This is a genomic window from Sphingobacterium spiritivorum, from assembly GCF_016725325.1.
Taxonomy (GTDB): domain Bacteria; phylum Bacteroidota; class Bacteroidia; order Sphingobacteriales; family Sphingobacteriaceae; genus Sphingobacterium.
Map to the genome: position 1 here is coordinate 4,557,960 of NZ_CP068083.1, position 21,743 is coordinate 4,579,702.

At 41.6% G+C, this 21,743-nt stretch carries 14 protein-coding genes; 9 read left to right on the forward strand and 5 right to left on the reverse strand.

Translation table 11 applies throughout. The features are described from left to right. Positions 1-32: 32 nt before the first annotated feature. From I6J02_RS19100 to I6J02_RS19130, 7 genes are all read left to right on the forward strand, one after another. The gene (locus tag I6J02_RS19100) at positions 33-2,285 is read left to right on the forward strand and encodes a glycosyl hydrolase family 95 catalytic domain-containing protein (protein WP_201679365.1); all 2,253 of its coding nucleotides are present in this window, start codon (positions 33-35) and stop codon (positions 2,283-2,285) included. Positions 2,286-2,362: 77 nt separating this feature from the next. After that, positions 2,363-3,739 carry a sulfatase-like hydrolase/transferase gene (locus I6J02_RS19105; RefSeq protein ID WP_201679366.1) on the forward strand — a complete coding sequence of 459 codons (1,377 nt, stop codon included), beginning with the start codon at positions 2,363-2,365 and terminating at the stop codon, positions 3,737-3,739. Positions 3,740-3,819: 80 nt separating this feature from the next. Next, positions 3,820-6,153 (forward strand): glycoside hydrolase family 3 N-terminal domain-containing protein, encoded by a 2,334-nt coding sequence (locus tag I6J02_RS19110; RefSeq protein WP_201679367.1) that lies wholly within the window; start codon positions 3,820-3,822, stop codon positions 6,151-6,153. Between the two features lie 205 nt (positions 6,154-6,358). Next, positions 6,359-6,958: a TetR/AcrR family transcriptional regulator gene (locus I6J02_RS19115; protein WP_201679368.1), complete on the forward strand. Its 600-nt coding sequence runs from the start codon at positions 6,359-6,361 to the stop codon at positions 6,956-6,958. A 200-nt stretch (positions 6,959-7,158) separates the two neighbouring features. After that, positions 7,159-8,361, forward strand: a complete 1,203-nt coding sequence (locus I6J02_RS19120) for an efflux RND transporter periplasmic adaptor subunit (RefSeq protein ID WP_201679369.1) — start codon at positions 7,159-7,161, stop codon at positions 8,359-8,361. Between the two features lie 23 nt (positions 8,362-8,384). Continuing rightward, the gene (locus I6J02_RS19125; protein WP_201679370.1) at positions 8,385-11,588 is read left to right on the forward strand and encodes an efflux RND transporter permease subunit; all 3,204 of its coding nucleotides are present in this window, start codon (positions 8,385-8,387) and stop codon (positions 11,586-11,588) included. Between the two features lie 26 nt (positions 11,589-11,614). Next, positions 11,615-13,039: an efflux transporter outer membrane subunit gene (locus tag I6J02_RS19130; RefSeq protein WP_201679371.1), complete on the forward strand. Its 1,425-nt coding sequence runs from the start codon at positions 11,615-11,617 to the stop codon at positions 13,037-13,039. Positions 13,040-13,128: 89 nt separating this feature from the next. On the opposite strand, the gene I6J02_RS19135 is transcribed toward I6J02_RS19130, so the two are convergent. From I6J02_RS19135 to I6J02_RS19155, 5 genes are all read right to left on the reverse strand, one after another. After that, positions 13,129-14,091, reverse strand: coding sequence for a helix-turn-helix transcriptional regulator (locus I6J02_RS19135; RefSeq protein WP_201679372.1), 963 nt, complete (start codon positions 14,089-14,091; stop codon positions 13,129-13,131). A 106-nt stretch (positions 14,092-14,197) separates the two neighbouring features. Continuing rightward, complete coding sequence (locus I6J02_RS19140) at positions 14,198-14,494, reverse strand: transcriptional repressor (protein ID WP_201679373.1); 297 nt, start codon at positions 14,492-14,494, stop codon at positions 14,198-14,200. A gap of 33 nt (positions 14,495-14,527) precedes the next feature. Further along, complete coding sequence (locus I6J02_RS19145) at positions 14,528-16,243, reverse strand: heme ABC transporter ATP-binding protein (protein ID WP_201679374.1); 1,716 nt, start codon at positions 16,241-16,243, stop codon at positions 14,528-14,530. A gap of 21 nt (positions 16,244-16,264) precedes the next feature. Further along, positions 16,265-17,290, reverse strand: a complete 1,026-nt coding sequence (locus tag I6J02_RS19150) for a FecCD family ABC transporter permease (RefSeq protein WP_201679375.1) — start codon at positions 17,288-17,290, stop codon at positions 16,265-16,267. Positions 17,291-17,297: 7 nt separating this feature from the next. Further along, entirely contained in the window at positions 17,298-18,152 is an 855-nt protein-coding gene (locus I6J02_RS19155) for a hemin ABC transporter substrate-binding protein (RefSeq protein ID WP_201679376.1), read from the reverse strand. Positions 18,153-18,420: 268 nt separating this feature from the next. Here I6J02_RS19155 and I6J02_RS19160 point away from each other — a divergent pair, with 268 nt between their 5' ends. Continuing rightward, positions 18,421-20,799 (forward strand): TonB-dependent receptor, encoded by a 2,379-nt coding sequence (locus I6J02_RS19160; protein WP_317191825.1) that lies wholly within the window; start codon positions 18,421-18,423, stop codon positions 20,797-20,799. A 30-nt stretch (positions 20,800-20,829) separates the two neighbouring features. Next, on the forward strand, positions 20,830-21,621 hold the full coding sequence (locus I6J02_RS19165) for an HmuY family protein (protein WP_201679377.1): 792 nt from the start codon (positions 20,830-20,832) through the stop codon (positions 21,619-21,621). Positions 21,622-21,743: the final 122 nt, after the last annotated feature.

Below are 21,743 nucleotides of genomic sequence, written 5' to 3' on the forward strand. Positions count from 1 at the left end.
TTTAACTTTATAAATTCTACCCCTTATCAATTATGAATATAAAGAAATCTATCCTGTTGTATGTGACGATTAATGCTGTGCTGCAATTGTCTGCGCAAAACATGAAGGAATATAATCTGCAGTCTGATCACTTCGCCACAAGATGGGACGAGGCTATTCCGCTGGGAAATGGTATGTTAGGAGCTCTGATATGGCAAAAGGATAATACCCTTCGCTTATCTCTGGATCGTGCAGATCTCTGGGATGAACGAAAAGCCTTTGAATGGGAACAGCATAATTTCAGTTGGGTACAACAACATGTAAATAGTAAAACTTATGAAACGGTACAGCAATGGGGAGATGCTCCCTATGACGCATCTCCCTATCCTACCAAGCTACCTGCAGCAGCGATGTCTTTTGATCTTTCGGTATTGGGCAAAGTAATCAGCAATACACTGGATATCCGGAGAGCAGAAAACACAATTGTATTTGATAACGGAAACACGTTCAAGTGTTACATACACGCAACCGAGCAGGTTGGTTATTTTGAAATACGGGCAGAGCAGATAGAAAGTCTGATTCCCCGATTACTGCCACATCAGTATGAAGCAAAAGGAAACGGCACAACTCAGGCAAGTGTTGTAGAAGGACAGCATTTAGCCAGATTAGGTTATAAGCAGGGTGTATTAAAGAATTCTGCACAGCAACAACTGCTTCATCAGCCAACTTATGAAAATAATTTTTATGAAGTAGAGCTGGAATGGAGAAGATCCGGAAAGGATAAACTGATCGGTATGTGGACTGTAAGCAAGAACCAAAAGGCAGACATCTCCAAAAAGATGAATGAAAAATCTCAGCAGGCTTTACAAAAGAGCCATCTTACCTGGTGGGATAATTACTGGAATATGTCTTCCGTTTCCCTCCCTGACACCTTATTGCAGCGTCAGTATTATCTGGACATGTACAAACTTGGTGCAGTCGCCCGTAAAGATGCTCCGGCCATAACTTTACAGGCTGTATGGACAGCCGATAACGGAGGTCTTCCACCGTGGAAAGGTGATTTTCACAATGACCTGAATACGCAACTCAGCTATTGGCCGGCTTATACCGGTAACAGGCTGGCTGAAGCTTCGACCTATACGGACTGGCTCTGGCGTATTCGGGAGGTTAATATGGATTACACTAAACATTACTTTGGAGTAGAAGGATTAAATATTCCGGGTGTACTTACTCTAAATGGTTTGCCTATGGGCGGATGGATACAATATTCGCTCTCTCCTACTGTAAGTGCATGGACTGCTCAGCATTTTTACTGGCAGTGGAAATATAGTATGGATGATACTTTTTTAAAAGAAAGAGCCTATCCATATATTATTGCAGCGGCTACTTATCTGAAAAATATTACAGAACTACGGGAAGAAAAGCGTTATTTACCTTTAAGTTCCAGTCCGGAATATAATGATAACAGTATAAACGCATGGTTTAAAGACTGGACCAATTTTGATTTGGGATTAGCACATTTTCTGTTTGATGCAGCAGCAGAAGTAAGTGCTGCTGCAGGGCATCAGAATGAGGTTGCGGAATGGACGAAGATTGCTTCGCAATTACCTGATTATGCAGTAGATGAAAGCGGGATGCTAATGGCGCCGGATGTACGTATGGAACATTCTCACAGGCATATGTCCCCCTATATGGCTATTTATCCGCTGGCAAGGCTGGATATTAATAATTCCAAGGATGCTCCGGTCATTCTTAATTCATTGAGACATCTGGAAAAATTGGGTACGCGTGCATGGGTAGGTTACTCTTTTAGCTGGATGGCATGTCTCCATGCCAGAGCCAAAGAGGCAGATAAGGCCGTAAGCAATCTTCAGAAATTTGCAGGTAATTTTTGCTCAACAAATTCTTTTCATCTCAATGGAGATCAAAAGGGCGGACAATATTCAGGATTTACATACAGACCTTTTACACTGGAAGGCAATTTTGCGTTTGCACAGGGTATACATGAACTGCTGCTACAAAGCAAGTCCGGCTATATAGAAATATTTCCCGCTGTCCCGGCATCATGGACAGATGTTTCCTTTACCAATCTACTTACTGAAGGAGGATTTGTTATTAGTGCCCGTAAAGAACATGGTCACTTAAAATCCGTAAAGATCAAAGCAAATCATACCGGAATATTACATATCAGATCCGCAGAAGATTTAAAAGAAAAAAACGGCAAATCTCTTGTAAAAGAAAAGAATACGTACACTATTTCTTTAAAAGCTAATGAACAATTAGAATTGATAGCTGCAGCATTATAATGCTGCTATTGGTTTACCTAAAAAAGCATTAAGCTGTCTGTTTCTGATTTTAATAATTTATTCTATATTTTTAGCACATGAATCTCAAACCTATACTTTTATATCTACTATGTCTGATTTCTATAGCTGGATATGCACAACAAAAACCTAATATTATTTTTGTTCTGACGGATGATCTGGGCTATTCAGATCTGGGTTGTTACGGAAATCCGAGTATTGCGACTCCTTTTTTAGATAAAATGGCTTCCAAAGGAGTGCGGGCTACAGATTATATGGTAACGAGTCCATCCTGTACACCTTCCCGTGCATCACTGCTGACCGGACGATATGCCTCCCGTTATAACCTGCCTGATCCTATAGGTCCTGGCGCCAAAAACGGCCTGCCGGCTCAGGAAGTGACCATTGCAGAAATGCTAAAAGAAAAAGGATATCATACAGCTTTGATAGGTAAATGGCATCTTGGTGATCATGGAGAATACTTACCTAACAAACAGGGCTTTGACTATTTCTATGGCATGCTTTACAGTCATGACTACCGAGATCCTTATGTCAAAACCGATAACACCATTAAAATATTCAGAAATCAGACGCCAGTCGTAAGCCGGCCTGCAGATTCTGCCCTTAGCCGTATTTATACAGAAGAAGTGACGCAGTATATTCGCCAGCAAAAGAAAGGCGAGCCTTTTTTTCTTTATTATGCACATAATATGCCGCACCTTCCGGTTGCCTTTTCAGCGGAATCAGGCCGTATGAAAGACCTGCATTTTGCTGGTCCGCTGGGCGCTGTGCTGGAAGATCTGGACAGACAACTCGCGATCATGTGGGCCAGTCTGGAAGAACAGGGACTTGCAGACAATACCATCTTTATGTTTTCCAGTGATAATGGTCCCTGGATCGAATATCCTGTCCGTATGAGCGGCGATCATAAAACCAAAAACTGGCATGTAGGTACAGCCGGAGTATTCAGAGGATCAAAAGCACAAACTTATGAGGGTGGTGTACGTGTCCCGTTTATTACATACTGGAAGAACCACACACCCGAAGGACTCACGCTCCGTAATGCAATCAGCAATGTCGATATCTTACCTACATTGGCAGAATGGACAGGAGCTTCTGTTCCGGCATCCCGAATATTAGACGGACAATCTATTGCTGGTTTGCTGACTTCTGAATCGGAAAATATAACAGCAGACCACAGGCCCATTTATCTGGTGAATCACGGAAAAGTAGAAGCCGTAAGAAAAGGAAGCTGGAAATACAGAGAACTTCCAGCTGGTGTGAATAATAATTCCGGCAAACCGTACGAAGCCGCAAAAGAGTTATTTAATGTTTCCTATGATCCAAGTGAACGAACGAATGTTATACATGAATTTCCGGAAAAAGCACAAGAACTAAAGGCACTATTTGATGCATTTGATGCAGGCTTGGACACCTACAGTCCAACAAAAAAATAACATACACAAAAACTAAACAAGAGAAAACATAAATCACTTATTACAAACAAATTAAACCAAACTTACATTACTACTAATTCATGAGGAAACTATCTGTTGCTATTTACGCTTTATTGCTATCCGTCCCTTTACCATTAGCTGCCCAAAAACCTGTTTACAAAGACGCATCCCAATCCGTTGAGATAAGAACCCGGGATTTGATTCAGCGTATGACGCTTGAAGAAAAAGTAGGTCAGTTACTTTGCCCGCTTGGCTGGGAAATGTATGAACGAAAAGGAAATACAGCGACTGTATCACAAAAATTCAAAGATATCGTAGCCAGTAAACATATCGGAATGTTATGGGCTACCTTCAGAGCTGATCCCTGGACGCAAAAGACAATTGCTAACGGCCTTGATCCGCAACTTTCTGCTGAAGCTGCAAACGCTTTACAAAAGTATGTCATAGAGAATACGCGTCTTGGTATTCCTGTCTTTCTTGCTGAAGAAGCTCCACATGGCCATATGGCCATTGGTACGACCGTATTTCCGACAGGTATCGGTCAGGCCTCTACCTGGAATCCGGCTTTATTACAAAAAATGTCTGCTACAGTTGCAAAAGAAGTCAGGCAGCAAGGGGCTCATATCAGCTATGGTCCTGTTTTAGATTTATCCCGCGATCCCCGCTGGTCACGTGTAGAAGAAAGCTATGGCGAAGATCCTGTGCTGACCGGTACGCTGGCTGCAGCTATAGTCAAAGGATTAGGGTCAGGTAAACTTGCCGATCCGTTTGCTACTATTCCTACGCTGAAGCATTTTGTTGCTTACGGTATTCCTGAAGGCGGACATAACGGAAGTGCAGCCAGCGTAGGCGAACGTGAACTCAGAGAATACTTTCTACCCCCGTTTCAGTCAGCTGTAGCCGCAGGAGCAAAATCTGTAATGGCTGCCTACAATTCTGTAGATGGTATCCCCTGCTCTTCTAACAAATTTTTGCTGACGGATATCCTTCGTCAGGAATGGAATTTTAACGGATTTACAGTTTCCGATCTGGGCAGTATCGAAGGTATAAAGGGAAGTCACCGTGTAGCCAAAGATCACAAACAGGCCGCTATATTGGCCATAGAAGCAGGTCTTGATACGGATCTCGGAGGCAATGCTTATTTCAAACTGATCGAGGCTGTCAAAAATGGAGAAATTCAGGAAAACAGTATTAATCAGGCTGTAAGCAGAGTATTGGCATTAAAATTTGAAATGGGACTTTTTGAAAAGCCATTTGTAGAAGCGAAAACAGCAAAAAAAGAAGTCAAAACCGAAGCAAATATTGCCTTATCAAGACAGGTAGCCAGAGAATCTATTGTATTACTGGAGAATAAAAATAATATTCTTCCACTTCGTAAAGATGTCAAGGTTGCTATCGTAGGCCCTAATGCTGACAATGTATATAATATGTTGGGCGATTATACTGCTCCACAACCCGATGGGGCTGTAACTACTGTCCGTCAGGCTATATCGGCAAGACTTCCTAAAGCACAGGTATCCTATGCGAAGGGATGTGCTATACGAGATACGACTAACAGTGATATTGCTGCTGCAGTTGCAGTTGCACAGCAATCAGATGTCATTGTGGCTGTTGTGGGAGGCTCCAGTGCCCGCGATTTCAAGACTGAATATATATCCACAGGTGCTGCAGTAGCCTCAGATAAAAATGTAAGCGATATGGAAAGCGGAGAAGGATTTGACCGTTCCACTCTTGATCTTCTCGGCAGACAGATGGAATTGTTAAAGGCTTTAAAGCAAACAGGCAAACCCATTATTGTCATCTACATACAGGGCCGTCCGTTGAATATGAATTGGGCTGCAACGCAGGCTGATGCTCTTTTATGTGCCTGGTATCCTGGACAGGAAGGTGGTCATGCAATTGCCGATATACTTTTCGGCGATTATAATCCTGCTGGAAAAATGCCACTGTCCGTTCCGCGGAGTGTGGGGCAGATACCCATTCATTACAATCGCAAAAGCCCCTTGGATCATCGCTATGTAGAGGAAGCCGCAACCCCGCTTTATGCATTCGGATACGGCAAAAGCTACTCTGCCTTTGAATATAAAGACCTTAAAATACAAAAAGACAACAAGGATTACCGGGTGTCATTTGTATTGAGCAATACAGGAAAATATGATGGTGATGAAGTGCCTCAATTGTATATTCGTAATCAGTATGCATCCGTATCACAACCAGTACAGCAATTAAAACATTTTGAACGTGTACATCTAAAAACAGGTGAGTCCAAAACGGTTTCGTTTATACTGACAGAGGACGATCTGTCCATTATCAATGCACAGATGAAAAAAGTATTAGAGCCAGGCAGCAGCTTTAAGATCCGTATAGGATCGGCATCTGATGATGTACGGTTACAGCAGGATCTTGATCTTTAATAATTTTTTACATACCGGGAATGCGTACTGATTCCCGGTATGTAAATAGTCTTCAACCCCATTTAAAGAATATTTTTATATTCATAACCTTTATAATCTCCCTTCGGATCATTTACTTAATGACAATATCATGTCAATTTGTATGATTTTTTTTTCGATGTTTGCAATTCATTTAACGATGTTAAATAACTTGATGTAGTTAAAAATGGGTAGCAAAGAACGTATTCAACGCCTCAAAGATGAAAACAGAAGTAAAATTCTGGACGCCTCTCTTCAAATTGTGAAGGAAGAGGGCTGGCATGCGTTGAGTATGCGGAAAATAGCGGATATCATCGAATATACTGCTCCCATGATCTACGAGTATTTTGCGAATAAAGAAGCCATCCTTATCGAACTGGCTAATCAGGGATATATCATGTTGTCTATACGCGTTAAAGAGGCTAAACTACAGGAAGCAGAACTGGAAAAACAGTTAGAAGCTATGTGGTTTACCTACTGGAACTTTGCTTTCGAAGAAAAGGAACTATACCAACTGATGTTTGGTGTAGGTACCCAATGTTGCGGATTTGAAAAATCCTTCCTTTGTGTGGAATCGCATGGTAAGATAATAAGCGATGTCATTCGTGAGATCATGAAAGATCAGGAGCCTTCAGAAGAATTGATATGCCGGAAGTACTTTACTTTCTGGTCCGTTATTCACGGACTAATATCCATTAATCTGGTTAATCAGGGAAATGGCGACACCACCAATCAGCAGGTATTACGCGATGCTATTTATGGTATCACACGATCGCTGAAAGATTAATTTTTTTTGCCCTCAACAAATACGTTGTTAGGTAATTTAACAGTGTTAAATATATAATTAACTTAAAAATACATATCCATCCTGTCTTAAAATGGCAGTTTTATTTTTACAATTCAATTAACAGTGTTAGCATATTTAATTATGTTAAACATATATAACAGAGCATAATTTAGCATCCATCATACAATCTTAATTTAATAATGAAAAAATCACTATTTACTAATCTTTTAGAGATCTATCGCTTATCATTTAACAGTGTTAAACCTTTTAATAGTGTTAAAATAGCATTTTATGTCTCAGGAGCACTCTTATATAGTTGCTCTACCGGAACCAGTAAACCAGCAGATGCAACACCTCCTCCTGCCGCTTTACCGGTAATGGCAATCCAGATGGCAGATGAAACTACATATCAGGAATATCCTGCATCTATAGAAGCACTGGCCAATGTCGAAATACGTCCTCAGATCGAAGGCATTCTGGATCATATCTATGTAGACGAGGGGCAAAAAGTATCAAAAGGTCAATTACTGTTTAAGATCAACGACAGGCCGTATCAGGAGCAGTTGAATCAGGCAAAAGCCAATCTGCAGGTAGCTCAGGCTTCACTGGAAAATGCGGAGCTGGAAGTGGAGAAAAAGAATCGTCTGGTCAACAACAAAGTTCTGACAGACTTTCAGCTACAAACTGCTGTAAGTGCGCGAAACGCAGCAAAAGCAAGTGTACAACAGGCTAAATCTGCTATAGAAGCAGCAAAAATCAATGTAGGATATACCCTAATCCGGGCTTCTTCTGATGGCTATATCGGACGCCTTCAGAAGAAACAGGGAAGCCTGATTACACCAATGGATGCACAGGCTTTAACAGGATTGTCAGATATAAGAGATCTGCATGTATACTTTTCCCTTAGTGAAAATGATTTCGTTCAGTTCAAGAATAATGCAAAAGGAAAGTCTATAGAGGAGAAAATAAAGCACCTCCCTCCTGTCACGCTTGTACTTTCTGATCAGCAGAATTACGAACATACCGGAAAAATAGATATGGTAGACGGTCAATTCGATAAAAATACAGGTTCGATTACCTTGCGTGCTACTTTTCCTAATCCGGACGGATTGTTGAGAAGTGGGAATACAGGTCGTATCAGATTGAGTAAATCAATCGATCAGGCTTTATTGGTTCCTGCTGCAGCTACCCTTGAAATGCAGGACAAGATCTTTGTGTATACGGTTGGCAAGGATAACAAAGTAATGCAACAACCTATTCAGGTACTGGGCAAAACCGGCACTAATTACCTGGTAAAAGATGGATTAAAAGAAGGTGACCGAATTGTAGTTAAAGGAATAGACATGCTACAGGAAGGACAGGTCATTGCTCCACAGACCGAAAAAGTTGATGACAACAAATAATATTTTGAAATACACAAAAGACTATGCTTAAAAAATTTATAGAAAGACCTGTACTGGCGACGGTAATCTCCATCCTGCTCGTAATCCTTGGCGTAATGGGAATGCTTCGCTTGCCCCTTCAACAGTTTCCGGATATCGCTCCTCCGGCTGTACAGGTTACGGCACTGTATCCGGGTGCCAATGCAGAGACTGTACTGCGTGCTGTAGCACCTTCTCTTGAAGAATCCATCAACGGGGTGGAAAACATGAGCTATATGAGCTCTACAGCAAGTAATGACGGTTCACTGATGATCACAGTTTACTTTAAGTTAGGAACAGATCCTGACCAGGCCGCTGTGAACGTGCAGAACAGAGTTGCACAGGCGACCAGCCAGTTGCCAAGTGAGGTTGTACAGGCCGGTATTACTACAGCTAAGCAACAGAACAGTCTGATTATGGTACTCGATCTTTACACAGAAGATGAGAGCCGTTATGATCAGACATTTCTGAATAACTATGCACAGATTAACATTATTCCTGAATTAAAGCGTATATCCGGTGTGGGACAAGCCCTGATCTTCGGTGGTAGTAAAGATTATTCTATGCGTGTATGGCTGAACCCGAAACAAATGGCCAGTTACAAACTGACACCTTCGGAAGTCATGAGTGCCATTCAGGACAAAAACGTAGAAGCTGCTCCGGGTAAATTTGGAGAAAGCAGCCGCGAAGCATTTGAATTTGTCATCAAATACAAAGGTAAATTAAACCAACCTGCGGATTATGAAAATATTATTATCCGATCCAATGCAGACGGTTCTATACTTAGACTCAAAGATGTTGCCCGTATAGAATTAGGTGCATATACCTACGGTAGTAATACCCGTATTAATGAAAAAGCTGGTATCAATATCGGAATTATGCAGTTGGCAGGTTCTAATGCCAATGAGATCCAGATCGCTATACAGCAATTAATGGAAAAGGCTGAAAAAGACTTTCCAAAAGGTGTAAAATACTTAGTGCTTTACAATACCAAAGATGCTTTGGATCAATCCATCAGTCAGGTTCAGCATACCCTTATAGAGGCTTTTTTACTAGTCTTTCTGGTGGTATTTCTTTTCCTTCAGGACTTCAGATCCACCCTTATTCCAGCTATTGCCGTGCCGGTAGCGATTATCGGAACATTCTTCTTTATGCAGCTATTCGGTTTCTCTATCAATCTGCTTACCCTGTTTGCATTGATCCTCGCTATCGGTATCGTAGTGGATGATGCTATAGTCGTGGTGGAGGCTGTGCATGCGAAGATGGAACATACGCACCTTCCACCAAAACTGGCCACAACTTCAGCCATGAGTGAAATCACCGGAGCCATTATCTCTATCACGCTGGTCATGTCTGCCGTATTCCTGCCCATTGGTTTTATGGAAGGATCTACAGGTGTATTTTACAGGCAGTTTGCTTTTACACTGGCTATTGCCATTGTTATTTCTGCCGTAAATGCCCTGACATTGAGTCCTGCATTATGTGCATTATTTCTGAAAGCACCACAGCACTCGGAACATCCGGCTCCGAAAACATCCTTCAAAGAGAAGTTTTTTGCTGGTTTTAACGTAGGTTTTGACCGCCTCACCAAAAACTATGTCGGCAGTCTTAGATTTCTGGTCAAATACAAATGGGTCGGCCTTACAGGATTAGCTATTGTACTGTTGCTGACTGTACAGATGGTACGTAAAACGCCTACCGGATTTATTCCTTCTGAAGATCAGGGTTTTATTGCTATATCTCTTTCTATGCCAGCAGGTGCTTCATTAGATCGTACAAATGAGGCTTTAAAAGAAGCCGAAAAACAACTTCAACATGCACCGTTCACAAAGACTCTCAATGTACTTTCCGGATTCAATATCCTGACACAATCGACAAGTCCTTCTGCCGGAGTGGCCTTTATTCTGCTCAAACCACATGATCAACGTGGAGATATCAAAGATATCAATGCCATAATGGGTGATGTTAATCAAAAGCTGGCCGGAATTAAAGGCGCGAATTTCTTTGTCTTCACCTTTCCTACTGTTCCGGGATTCAGTAACGTTGACGGACTGGATATGGTATTGCAGGATCGTACCGGAGGTGAACTCGGTAAATTCAGTACTGTAGGTCAGAAATTCATCGGTGAGCTGATGCAACGTCCGGAGGTCATGATGGCTTTTACCACATTCAGGGCAGATTATCCGCAATACGAACTGGAAGTTGATGATGTAAAAGCTGAACAGTTAAGTGTAAGCACAAGAGATATTCTGCAGACGATGCAGTCGTACTTTGGTAGTGCACAGGCATCAGATTTCAACAGGTTTGGTAAGTATTACCGTGTTATGCTACAGGCAGATAAGACAGAACGTTCTGAGCCTTCGGCTATGGACGGTATTTATGTGAAGAATAAATTTGGGGAGATGGTTCCGATCAATACCCTCGTAAGGCTCAACCGCGTATATGGTCCGGAGACCGCTTCCCGTTATAATCTGTTTAACTCTATCGGTATCAATGCGATTCCAAATCCGGGCTTCAGTTCAGGAGATGCTATCCGTGCAGTGGAAGAAGTTGCGGCTCAGCACCTGCCTTCCGGATTTACCTATGAGTTCTCGGGTATGACCAAAGAAGAAATCACATCAGGAGGTCAGTCTACAGTGATCTTTATTCTGTGTCTGGTCTTTGTATACTTTCTGCTGGCCGCTCAATACGAAAGTTATATTATTCCTTTAGCCGTAATCCTTTCTATTCCTACCGGAATATTTGGTGTATTCGCAGCTATCGGCATGACTGGTATTTCAAATAATATCTATGTACAGGTTGCCCTTGTCATGCTGATCGGACTTCTGGCCAAGAATGCCATTCTGATTGTAGAATTTGCCATTCAAAGGCGTAGGACAGGTCTTTCTATCGCAGCATCTGCATTAGAGGCAGCGAAACTCCGTCTTCGTCCTATTATCATGACATCTTTAGCCTTTATTGTAGGTATGATTCCGATGATGGGTGCTACAGGACCTTCCGCACAGGGAAATCATTCCATCAGTATTGCTGCTGCAGGAGGTATGTTTTCCGGAGTAGTGCTTGGTCTATTTATCATACCTGTATTGTTTATTATTTTTCAAAGCTTACAGGAAAAAGTATCAAAGCCAAACTTTAAAAAGAAAAACGGATCAGCAGTTACAGCTTTGACAGGACATGAACTACAGATGGTCGATCCTTCTCAATCTTAACGTCCAACTATATATACATTATTTATATGAACATTAAATTCTATAGCGCAAGTCTCTTTCTGATTTCTCTCATTCTCTTTGGATGTAAGACAGAGCGGTTAGCTACGCATGTACCGGTCACGCTTCCCGATAATTATCGGGATAGCGATGCGCTCAAGACAGATACAAATACCATAGGTTCCATTCCGTGGAGGGAATTTTTTAAGGATGCGATGCTGCAACAATTAATAGATTCGGCCATCCGCCAGAATATGGATATGCAACTTGCAGTAAAAAATATTGAAGCTTCCAGACTGATGTTAAGTCAGGCTAAAGCAGCAAATCTGCCGAATCTTCAGCTGCGAGTCAATGCAACCAGTACAAACCCGTCTAACAACAGTATGAATGGGCTTAGCCTTAATCAGTTCCTGGGCACCAATCATGTGGAAGATTATACAGCTGCTCTGTCGCTGTCATGGGAGGCTGATATCTGGGGCAAGATCAAAAATCAAAAAGCCGCAGCACTTGCATCTTATCTCCAGACCGAAGAAGCCCGTAAAGTAGTGCAGACACAGCTGGTTTCTCAGGTTGCACAGGGATATTATCAATTGTTAATGCTCTATCAATTGCAGGATATTGCGAAAAAAAATCTCCGTCTGAGTGATAGTACTTTACGTATTGTTCAATATCAATATGAAGTCGGTGATATCAGTTCATTAGCTGTAGAACAGGTAGCGGCGCAGCGTCTGGCTGCTGCAGCTCTTATTCCGGATTTTGAACAACAGGTACAGATCCAGGAAAATGCCATCAGCGTACTTAGTGGTCAGTTGCCACACGCCATTGCGACGACAGCAACATTGAATACCATTACACTCCCTGAGCATCTGCAGGTCGGTATTCCAGCAACGATGCTGAGCCGCAGACCAGATGTAAAAAGCGCAGAACTAGCTATAGCAGCAGCTCAGGCGAATCAGCAAGCTGCAAAAGCAAGTATGTATCCTTCACTGGTAATAAGTGCCGATGCAGGAGTCAATGCATTCAAATCCAGCAATTGGTTTAATCTGCCGGCTTCTCTTTTCGGATCTGTGGCGGGCAGCATCACACAGCCTATATTGCAACGCAAACAATTACGTACACAATATGAAGTATCACGTGTTGAACAGGAAAAAAGTGTTATCAGATTTAAACAGTCTGTTATTACCGCTGTAGGAGAAGTATCGGATGCGATGGTCTCTATACGTAAGCTCAAAGAAAAGGAAGTAATTGCTTCTGACCGAACCATCAGATTGAGAAACGCTATCGGACATGCTGATCTTCTGTTTGAAACAGGTATGGCAACCTATCTGGAAGTCATTACAGCGCAAAGCAATGTATTACAGAGTGAACTTGAACTTGCCCAGCTCAAAAAAGCTGAACTGGCAGCCATAGTAGATCTTTACAGAGCTTTAGGTGGTGGATGGACTGCTGAATAAGGCATCCATTATATAGTAAAGTCCCCAAAATATTTTGGGGACTTTATTTTTATATCGGCAATGAGTATACTCTAAATTACAGTGTATATTTATGTTTTTAACTCTCCCGGAGATATTCCGTAGTATTTTTTAAATGCACTGCTAAAATTATTCTGATGACCAAATCCTGTAAGCAATGCGACTTCATATACCGTCATTTGTTTGGCAAGCAGTAAGATCCTCGCTTTTTCCATACGTACGCGTGTCAGGTAATCGTGGATGGTAACAGAAAAATACTCTTTAAAATCTTTCCGCAACTTACTTTCACTCATCATCACTTCAGAAGCCAGCTCTTTTTGCGTGGGGGGATTTGCAATACGTTGTTCCAGTATCTGACGTGCCATTTCCAGACGATATATATCATCTTCATTGAAAAGTTCATTATTGGGTGTCCCCTGCTCATTATATTGTTCAAATTGGTACATCAGCAATTCCACGATGCGGGATTCGGTATGCAGTCTGCGGATCTCTCCCGTTTTCTTGGAAGTGAGAAGTTCATCTATAGTATGCTGCATCTCATATGTAGCCATCAGATCCTCCTCCGCAAAAGAAGTATAATGCCCCTTTTCTATATTCTTTACAAAATCTCTGTGAATTAAAGAATCCCGTTTGATCAGGTTGAGATAATATTCTTTAGATATCACAGCAATAAAGTAACTGTAATCCACTCCTGTCTTTACTTCATGACTGGACTTGACGGTAGGAATATAACGGATATTATGTCTGCTCATCCCATACTGCGATTTACTGTCAATAGATTTGTAAAAGATAAACTGACTGGTAATAGCCTCTCCTTCCACCTCTGTGTAGATATGTACAGGTTGATCAAAGCGCATATTGGTATGTAAAATAAAGAGGCCGCTCGTGGATAACTGAAAATTGGTCATCGTAATCGGATCCCGTTTGATTTCTACCCGCTTTTCGACCAACGGTTTATCCGGAATATACAGATCAGGAATTTCTTCTATAAAAAGCCATTCATCTAATTCTTCTATTTTACTTTTGATCAACATACAGATGAAAAAGGATTACGTTAGGGCTAAAGATACAGGATTTTTTCAGGAAATATCAGCTATTTAAAATCTTTCTAAATAGAATGCGCAATAAAAAGTTTCAGGTTTATGCCTGCCTGCTCATCTGTAACAAAGCCCGGTAATGAGTTTTACGATCCTCTCCTGTGCGCTGTTCTACAATCCCTGCTTTTACTAATAGTTTTAAGGTTTGATATATACAACTGATACTTACATGACGTTGCATACTGATCCACAGATCTACAGCATCAATCCAGTCACGCTGTAACAATATATTTTCCAAAATATACTGTCTTTTCTTGGAATGTTGTAACTGTTGTTCTGCATAATAGGATTCCAACATTTGCTGTACTTTTACCGGAGTGGAAGATAATAGATTGCTCATAAGTAATTGTTTTATAAATGGGTATCAGTTAACTCATGTATTTAAAATAGATGACCATTCCTGTGAATTATCCGCCGGAATTACACTTTTATCTACCTGCACGGAAATCATAATATTCTGATGGTTGTCACATACATCTATGGAAATCAACTCTGTATCATTTGCCACCTTACTTAACCATATGTGGCTGGATTGTATATTATCGATCGTAAGAACAAGTTTTTTATCCAGTATCATATATCGACACCCCTGATCCACCAGATTTTGAATACAACCTTTATAGTGTTGACGACAAACATTATTTCGAATAAAAAAAGAAACAGGGAGCTGCTCCGCAGCACATCTTGCCAGTATCCTTTTGAAGAAAGCAAAATCCTTTTTAGTGATACGATCATAAGACACCGTTTCCTGCTTGACCGACAAACGTTCGCATGATTTTTCTATTACCGGGAGTTTCTGTTCGGTAGCTTTATAAGAACTCAGCAAATCCACAAACGCTTGCTGATTGTCGGGGTTATCTCCCAATGTTACCATAAATACCAGGTGACCATTTTCATCATAAAATCGGAGGCTCTTTTCCCATTGATGCGCTACCGCAAGAACCGTTTTACATTTTGAGAGTTCGATCTGTATTTCATACGCACTATCCCGAAATATAAAATATCCTTCCTCCAGTTCAGGATCTTCCAGCAAGCAACGAATATCCATCTGTACTATTTCATTCCCTACCGATGAATTGATAATTCCCAATCCAGTCAACCCTTTGAGCAAGCCCGTATTATCTTTATTAAGAATAGCCACCTGATTGGGATACACAATAAATAGTAAATCCATTTCAGAAATTTCGAGCTGCTTAGCGAGTATCGGCAAAGATGCATTAGGCTGCAGGTCCTGAAGCTGCAAATAGCGTTCTCTTAAATCTTCTTCCATCTTACGTGCCGGGAGCTTACTATTGAAATGAGAAGCATCCATTTCGATTTCTTCCAGTCTTATCAGCGGTTTCAGGGTTTTGGGATGTATATTCACATCTGCTTCTACCGAAAATACAGTATACAAACTTTGTTTATCCAACACTTCTATCGGGGTACCATCAAACCATTTCCGCCCGTTTTTGAGCATAATAATACGATCCGCATATATACTGGCCAGATTCACATCGTGCAACACCACTACCACCATAAATCCCTTTCTGGACAAAGCTTTTGCAATAGCCAGCACCTGCTGCTGATAACGAAGGTCTAATGCCGAAACAGGCTCGTCCAAAAGTAAAAGGCTATCCGGATTATCCCAGAGCTGCGCAAGTACACGAGCCAGTTGCACACGCTGTTGCTCCCCTCCCGAAAGACTAAGGTAAGAACGGTCTGCAAACAACTCTACTCCACAAATCTTCATCACCTCATTCACGATATCCAGATCATGTTTTCCAGGACTTGATTTAAAATGCGGATACCTGCCCATGATAACGATATCTTTCACTTTAAACGCCATACTCATGGCATTTTGCTGAGAAAGCATTGCTCTTCGTTTAGCCAGTTCTGTCACATGATAACTACCCAGTGGTTTCCCGTACAGATGAATACTGCCTTCTGTAGCTTCAATATCGCCGCTAAGCAGACGCATTAATGTAGATTTCCCAGCGCCATTTGCACCCAGCAAGGCTAATACTTCCCCTTCTCTCAATTGAAAAGAGACGTCCTTGAGCAACTTTCTGCCTTTTAGTTCATAAGTAAGTTTTTCGACACGCAACATGCTGTATACTTTTAGTTTTTGCTATTCTTCAGTCAATAAAATATAAAGGAAAACCGGAGTTCCTAATAATGCAGTGATAACACCTATAGGCAACTCCACCGGGGCTGCCAGTACTCGGGCTAAAATGTCTGCCACTGTCAGTATCAATGCACCAAACAATGCGGAACTCAACAGTACGTATCGATGTTCCACTCCTCCCATAAGACGTACGGTGTGTGGAACTAACAATCCTACGAAGCCAATAATGCCGGATACAGATACAGAAGCTCCCACTGCCATAGTAGATAAGAGTACCACCCATCTCTTGACACGGTCAGTCCGCATACCCAGCAAATCCGCCTGGGATTCACCTAAAGCAAAAGCATTCAAAGCTTTACTAAAAAAAGGCAATATCAGTAATGGAATCAGTATAAATGGAGTGATAGCGGCTACATTTTCCCAGGTAGCTCCCCCCAGACTGCCCAACATCCAAAAGGTAATGGTACGAAGCTGCTGCTCATCCGCCATGTATGTAATAAGACCTGTCAGTGCACCTGCAAAAGCATTGATAGCTATCCCGGCAAGCAACATCGTTGTGACCCGGGGTCTTCCCTTTTTTCGGGATAACTGATAGACCAGTAGAGAAGTAATACCCGCTCCTACAAAAGCTCCGAAAGCCAGGAGATAATAACCAATTAATTCGCTCAGACCAACGAAAAGTACAGTTTCAAATGCAATGATCAGCACAGCAAATAAGGATGCTCCGGCAGATATACCAATCAGTCCGGGTTCTGCAAGAGGGTTACGGAAGATGCCTTGAATAGCAGCTCCCGAAATCCCAAGTGCCGCACCTACCAATACACCCATTAAAACACGCGGCAGGCGCACTATAAACAAAACATCGCTATATATATTATCTACGGTAACAGAAGAAGCTAACCCAATCTTCTGCCCCAGCAATATCAGCACATCCCGTACAGGAATGTAAAATGCCCCCATTCCCATAGCGACAATCATGGCAATTGGCAGAATAATAAGAAGGCTGATAATAATAATTTTTTCTTTCATCGGTATTTTACAAAGAAGCTACAATAGCTTTATTCAACTGTGCTACAGCTTCAGGCAGTCTCGTACTGAAATTAATCAGCAAAGGACCATTCATCTGGATAATTCTTTTATTCTTTCCGGCTTCAGTCACCCGCATGCCCGGCATCTTCAATACCGCATCTCTGCCTCCAAGACTGCTTACCCCAAAATCAAACATTAAAATAATATCCGGATTTGCTTTCACCAGAGATTCTGTTGTATAAGGTTTGTAATCTGTAAATTCCTGAACGGCATTACGTCCACCGGACAATTCGATAATAGCATCGAGACTGCTGCCCTTACCCGCCACACTCATCGTACCGGTACCTCTTGCGTATACAAACAAGACTTTCGGCTTGCGCCCTTTCAGATTCTTCTGAGCTGCTGCCTGTGCTTCGGCCATATCTTTACTGAGTTTGGTCGCCAGTGTCTTCCCTTTATTACTATCGCCTAATGCCTGGGCGACAGTCTGTACATAACTTACTGCACCTTTTGCAGAATAAATCTGTTTGACCGTTACGAAACGGATACCGGCAGATTTTAACTGACGGATAACTCCGGCACCTACATCACCTTCAGGTGCCAGGATCAGGTCTGGTTGATAAGCAATCAGGACTTCAGCACTTACAGAGCGGTTCTTACTTACCTTTGGCAATGCACTTGCAGCAGCCGGAGATACACTTGTCACATCCGTAGCTACGATAGCGCTGCCATACCCTAAAGCATATACGGTCTCTGTCAAGGAACTGCTTAAAGTGATGATACGTTTAGGCAGCCCGTATACAGATGCAGATATACAGATAAAAAAAAGAAAACAACTCAGTAGTTTATGTATAAAAGTCATTCGTTTCTGATTACAATGTGTCCGTTTACTTTACAAAACAATCAATAATTAGTCTAAATAAAAATTTTACATTTAACAAACATCTCCTCTTTTCGTCCCCAATAAGAACATAACAATCTGATTCATTGAAAATTAAGATCAATAAATCAGTCATTTCCCATCAAATAAATATCACTTTACATATAATATTTAGCAGATTTCATACAGGTTTTCTCGATGACAATGATTTGTTTTGCAATATTATTTAGATTGATTAAAAATAAAAATAGTGAATCAAATCGTTTTTTATATCAAAAACATTATCTGTATACTTTTTTTTACGGTCATGCATCAGCTTGTCTACAGCCAGCAAAAGCTTCATATCAACGGCTATATAGCAGATGCAGACGGACAGCTTATCCCTAATGCAACTGTAACTCTGCTGCCAGACAATAAAGTAGTAATGACAGATGAAAAAGGACGATTCAGTTTTGCGGAATTATATGAGGGCACGTACAAGATCCGGATATCATGTGTGGGCTATAAACCTTTAGAAAAGGAGCTTAATCTTGAAAAACGCAGTCTGCAGCAACTAAAACTCATCGTTGAAACCGATGAAACAAGTTTAAGCGAAGTTGAGATTGAAAAACGAATACCCAGCGTGGATAATCTGCTCCGTGCAGAACAGGCAGCTATGCCGGTGACGGTGATCACACGCAGACAAATTGAGCTTATGGGAAGCCGTCGTCTGGATGAGGTCATGAAAGAGCAGACCGGTGTGGCTGTTGTTAATGATATATCAGGCGGATCCCGTGCTGTTGGTGTCCAAATGCAAGGCTTCAGCAGCAATTATGTAATGGTGCTGATCGACGGACAGCCTATGTTGGGTCGCAATAACGGAAATTTTGATCTTTCCAGAATATCTGTAACTAATATTGAACGTATAGAAATCATTAAAGGTGCTTCTTCCTGTCTGTATGGAAGTGATGCTCTTGGTGGAGCAATCAATATTATTACCCGACACGGAGCATTAGCTCCTCAGGCAAACGCCTCTGTTCTCTACGGCAGTCTCCATATTGTAGATGCTACTCTCGAAGCAGAAGCACCATTTGCTTCTCAAAGGGGATCCGTAGTTGTATCAGGCAACTATTACCGTACAGATGGTTTCAACAGCAACTCTTATATGAAGGATGGTACGACGCTACCTCCGTATTCCAATTACAGTTTTCAGGGACGTACGCGGTATCGTCTTACCAAAAATGGAACTGTCGGCTTCACGGCAAGATATGCTGAACGGCATTCCACGATGATCAATGACTGGTCTGATGATCTGGTTAATAAAGACAACCAGACAGACCGGGATCTCAATTTAGCCGCAAGTTATGATCACCAGTTTGAAAACGGGCTCCGCAGTATGAGCAGATACTACTACACCCGCTATGAAACACAGATGGATGCCGAATGGGTAAAACAAAGTGCATTGATAAGTGCGCAAAAATTCGGACAACAGGTACACCGGGTTGAGCAGCAATTTGCGTACTCGCCGTTATCATCACTCAAACTGACAGGAGGATTAGGCGGGAGTCTTGAACTTATGGACAATAAGGAACTGAGTGAAGAACGTTCACTCAACACCGCTTTCGGTTATATACAGGCAGAATGGAAAACTTCAGATAAGCTCAATACATTGGCTGGCATACGCTATGACCGTACAAATGTATATGGCGGAAAAGCAAGTCCCAGCTTTGGCTTACAATACAGCGTTTCATCTACCCTCCTCCTTAAAGCCGGAATCGGTGCCGGTTTCAAATCTCCGGATTACAAAATGAGATACCAGGCCTTCTTTAATCCTGCAGCCAACTACCTTGTTTTAGGGACAGATGTACTCAAAGAGACCTTGCAGGCAATGGAAAATGCAGGTGAACTGAGCTACAAAAACAGCTATGTAGTCAATAAAACTGCCAACAATCTGCAGGCAGAGAAAAGTATGTCTCTAAACACAGGCTTAGTATGGCAACCTCAGAAACGTTTCAAAGCTGAAGTATCGGTGTTCTATCATCGGATCAACAATCAGATCAACAATGTCCTCGTAGGCTCGGGCACTACTATTGGTCAGATATATACATACCGTAATCTCCCCAAAGCTGTAAACAAGGGTGTAGAACTCACTTTGACAACACAATTGCTTACTGATCTGGAGCTTTCTGCAGGCTACCAGTATCTGATCGCTAAAGATCTGAGTGTATTAGACAGCATTCGTGCAGGAAGATGGCCCTTCAATCAGACGATCAACAATCCGGTGACAGGAGAATCCACGCCTGTTACAACCAAGAGCTACTGGGGAATCGAAGACCGTTCGCGCCACATGCTCAATCTCAAAGCATTATATGTGTACAGACCACTGGATCTGAGCCTGAATGTAAGAGCTAATATTCGTGGAAAATACCCGTTCCAGGAAATAAATGGCAATCAGTTTATTGACAAATTTGACGCTTTTGTACCGGAACATGTCCTGCTTAATATCACGATAGAGAAAAAACTATGGAACGACCGCTTATCGTTGCGGGTCATAGGCGACAATATATTAAACTTTACACATCAGTATATGCCGGGGCAACCCGGAAGAGTCATCCTGGGAGGTGTCGGTTATCGCTGGTTTAAAGAATAACACAAATCATACACCGCTATAATACAAATTATGATGAAGTATCTGAATATGCTAAACCCCAAAATACAAATGGAAGATAAAAATCTTATTATGAATGAATTGTACCCATTACACTGGTTCAGAAAGATAGGCTTTGGATTGTTAGGCGTCCTTTTCATCCTCAGCAGCAGTTCATGCAGCAAAAATGAAGATGATCCCCGCCCCTCATTAGAAGATGGTAAAAGTACGGTTATCTATGATTTGCCGGGAGATACTGAGGCCTCAATGGCAGGTAATGTAGATGGCAAGGAGAAAAGAGACTTCTATACTTTCCTTTATAGATTTCGTGACAAACGGCAGATCTGGATCAAAACAAAGGCAGACTCCCTTCAATGGCTTAAATTCAAAGATTGGGACCTTGCATTTACAGGTCCATACAATTCAGAAATATATGTTAATAATGCCACTTACGAATACAATCCGGGATTCGGAGGACAGGCGTCCAATACAGCTGTTGTTCTGGTTGACCAGGCTTATGAAAATGTAACTGCAGCTCCCGAAGATGCAACATTTAACAAAAGTGAAGTAAACAAAATCGGATGGGCATCCTCACAGGGATCTTATGGTTGGTTTCGCTACAGTCTGGATACCCATATCATGCAGGCTTTGCCCAACCGTACGTATATTGTTCGCCTTCCTGATGGAAAATATGCTAAACTTCAGCTCATTAATGCATATAAAGGTAATCCTCCGGCAGTCACTAACCTCAACTGGCCGGCACCCTACTATACATTTCGTTATTTTGTTCAGCAAGACGGAAGTAAAAACCTGACTACCAGATAATAAAAAGAACCAAATGAAATCCGAATATCTTATAAGAAACCGAATTTCATATACTAAATAGCAGTTTTAATAGCATCACCTATTAAAAATACTTCTATCTTAGCATTATTATTTAGAATTAA

Excerpts from the sequence above, each read along its gene's own strand:
- I6J02_RS19100 (WP_201679365.1), top strand. The coding sequence starts at position 33 with ATGAATATAAAGAAATCTATCCTGTTGTATGTGACGATTAATGCTGTG.
- I6J02_RS19105 (WP_201679366.1), top strand. The coding sequence starts at position 2,363 with ATGAATCTCAAACCTATACTTTTATATCTACTATGTCTGATTTCTATA.
- I6J02_RS19110 (WP_201679367.1), top strand. The coding sequence starts at position 3,820 with ATGAGGAAACTATCTGTTGCTATTTACGCTTTATTGCTATCCGTCCCT.
- I6J02_RS19115 (WP_201679368.1), top strand. The coding sequence starts at position 6,359 with ATGGGTAGCAAAGAACGTATTCAACGCCTCAAAGATGAAAACAGAAGT.
- I6J02_RS19120 (WP_201679369.1), top strand. The coding sequence starts at position 7,159 with ATGAAAAAATCACTATTTACTAATCTTTTAGAGATCTATCGCTTATCA.
- I6J02_RS19125 (WP_201679370.1), top strand. The coding sequence starts at position 8,385 with ATGCTTAAAAAATTTATAGAAAGACCTGTACTGGCGACGGTAATCTCC.
- I6J02_RS19130 (WP_201679371.1), top strand. The coding sequence starts at position 11,615 with ATGAACATTAAATTCTATAGCGCAAGTCTCTTTCTGATTTCTCTCATT.
- I6J02_RS19135 (WP_201679372.1), bottom strand. The coding sequence starts at position 14,091 with ATGTTGATCAAAAGTAAAATAGAAGAATTAGATGAATGGCTTTTTATA.
- I6J02_RS19140 (WP_201679373.1), bottom strand. The coding sequence starts at position 14,494 with ATGAGCAATCTATTATCTTCCACTCCGGTAAAAGTACAGCAAATGTTG.
- I6J02_RS19145 (WP_201679374.1), bottom strand. The coding sequence starts at position 16,243 with ATGTTGCGTGTCGAAAAACTTACTTATGAACTAAAAGGCAGAAAGTTG.
- I6J02_RS19150 (WP_201679375.1), bottom strand. The coding sequence starts at position 17,290 with ATGAAAGAAAAAATTATTATTATCAGCCTTCTTATTATTCTGCCAATT.
- I6J02_RS19155 (WP_201679376.1), bottom strand. The coding sequence starts at position 18,152 with ATGACTTTTATACATAAACTACTGAGTTGTTTTCTTTTTTTTATCTGT.
- I6J02_RS19165 (WP_201679377.1), top strand. The coding sequence starts at position 20,830 with ATGATGAAGTATCTGAATATGCTAAACCCCAAAATACAAATGGAAGAT.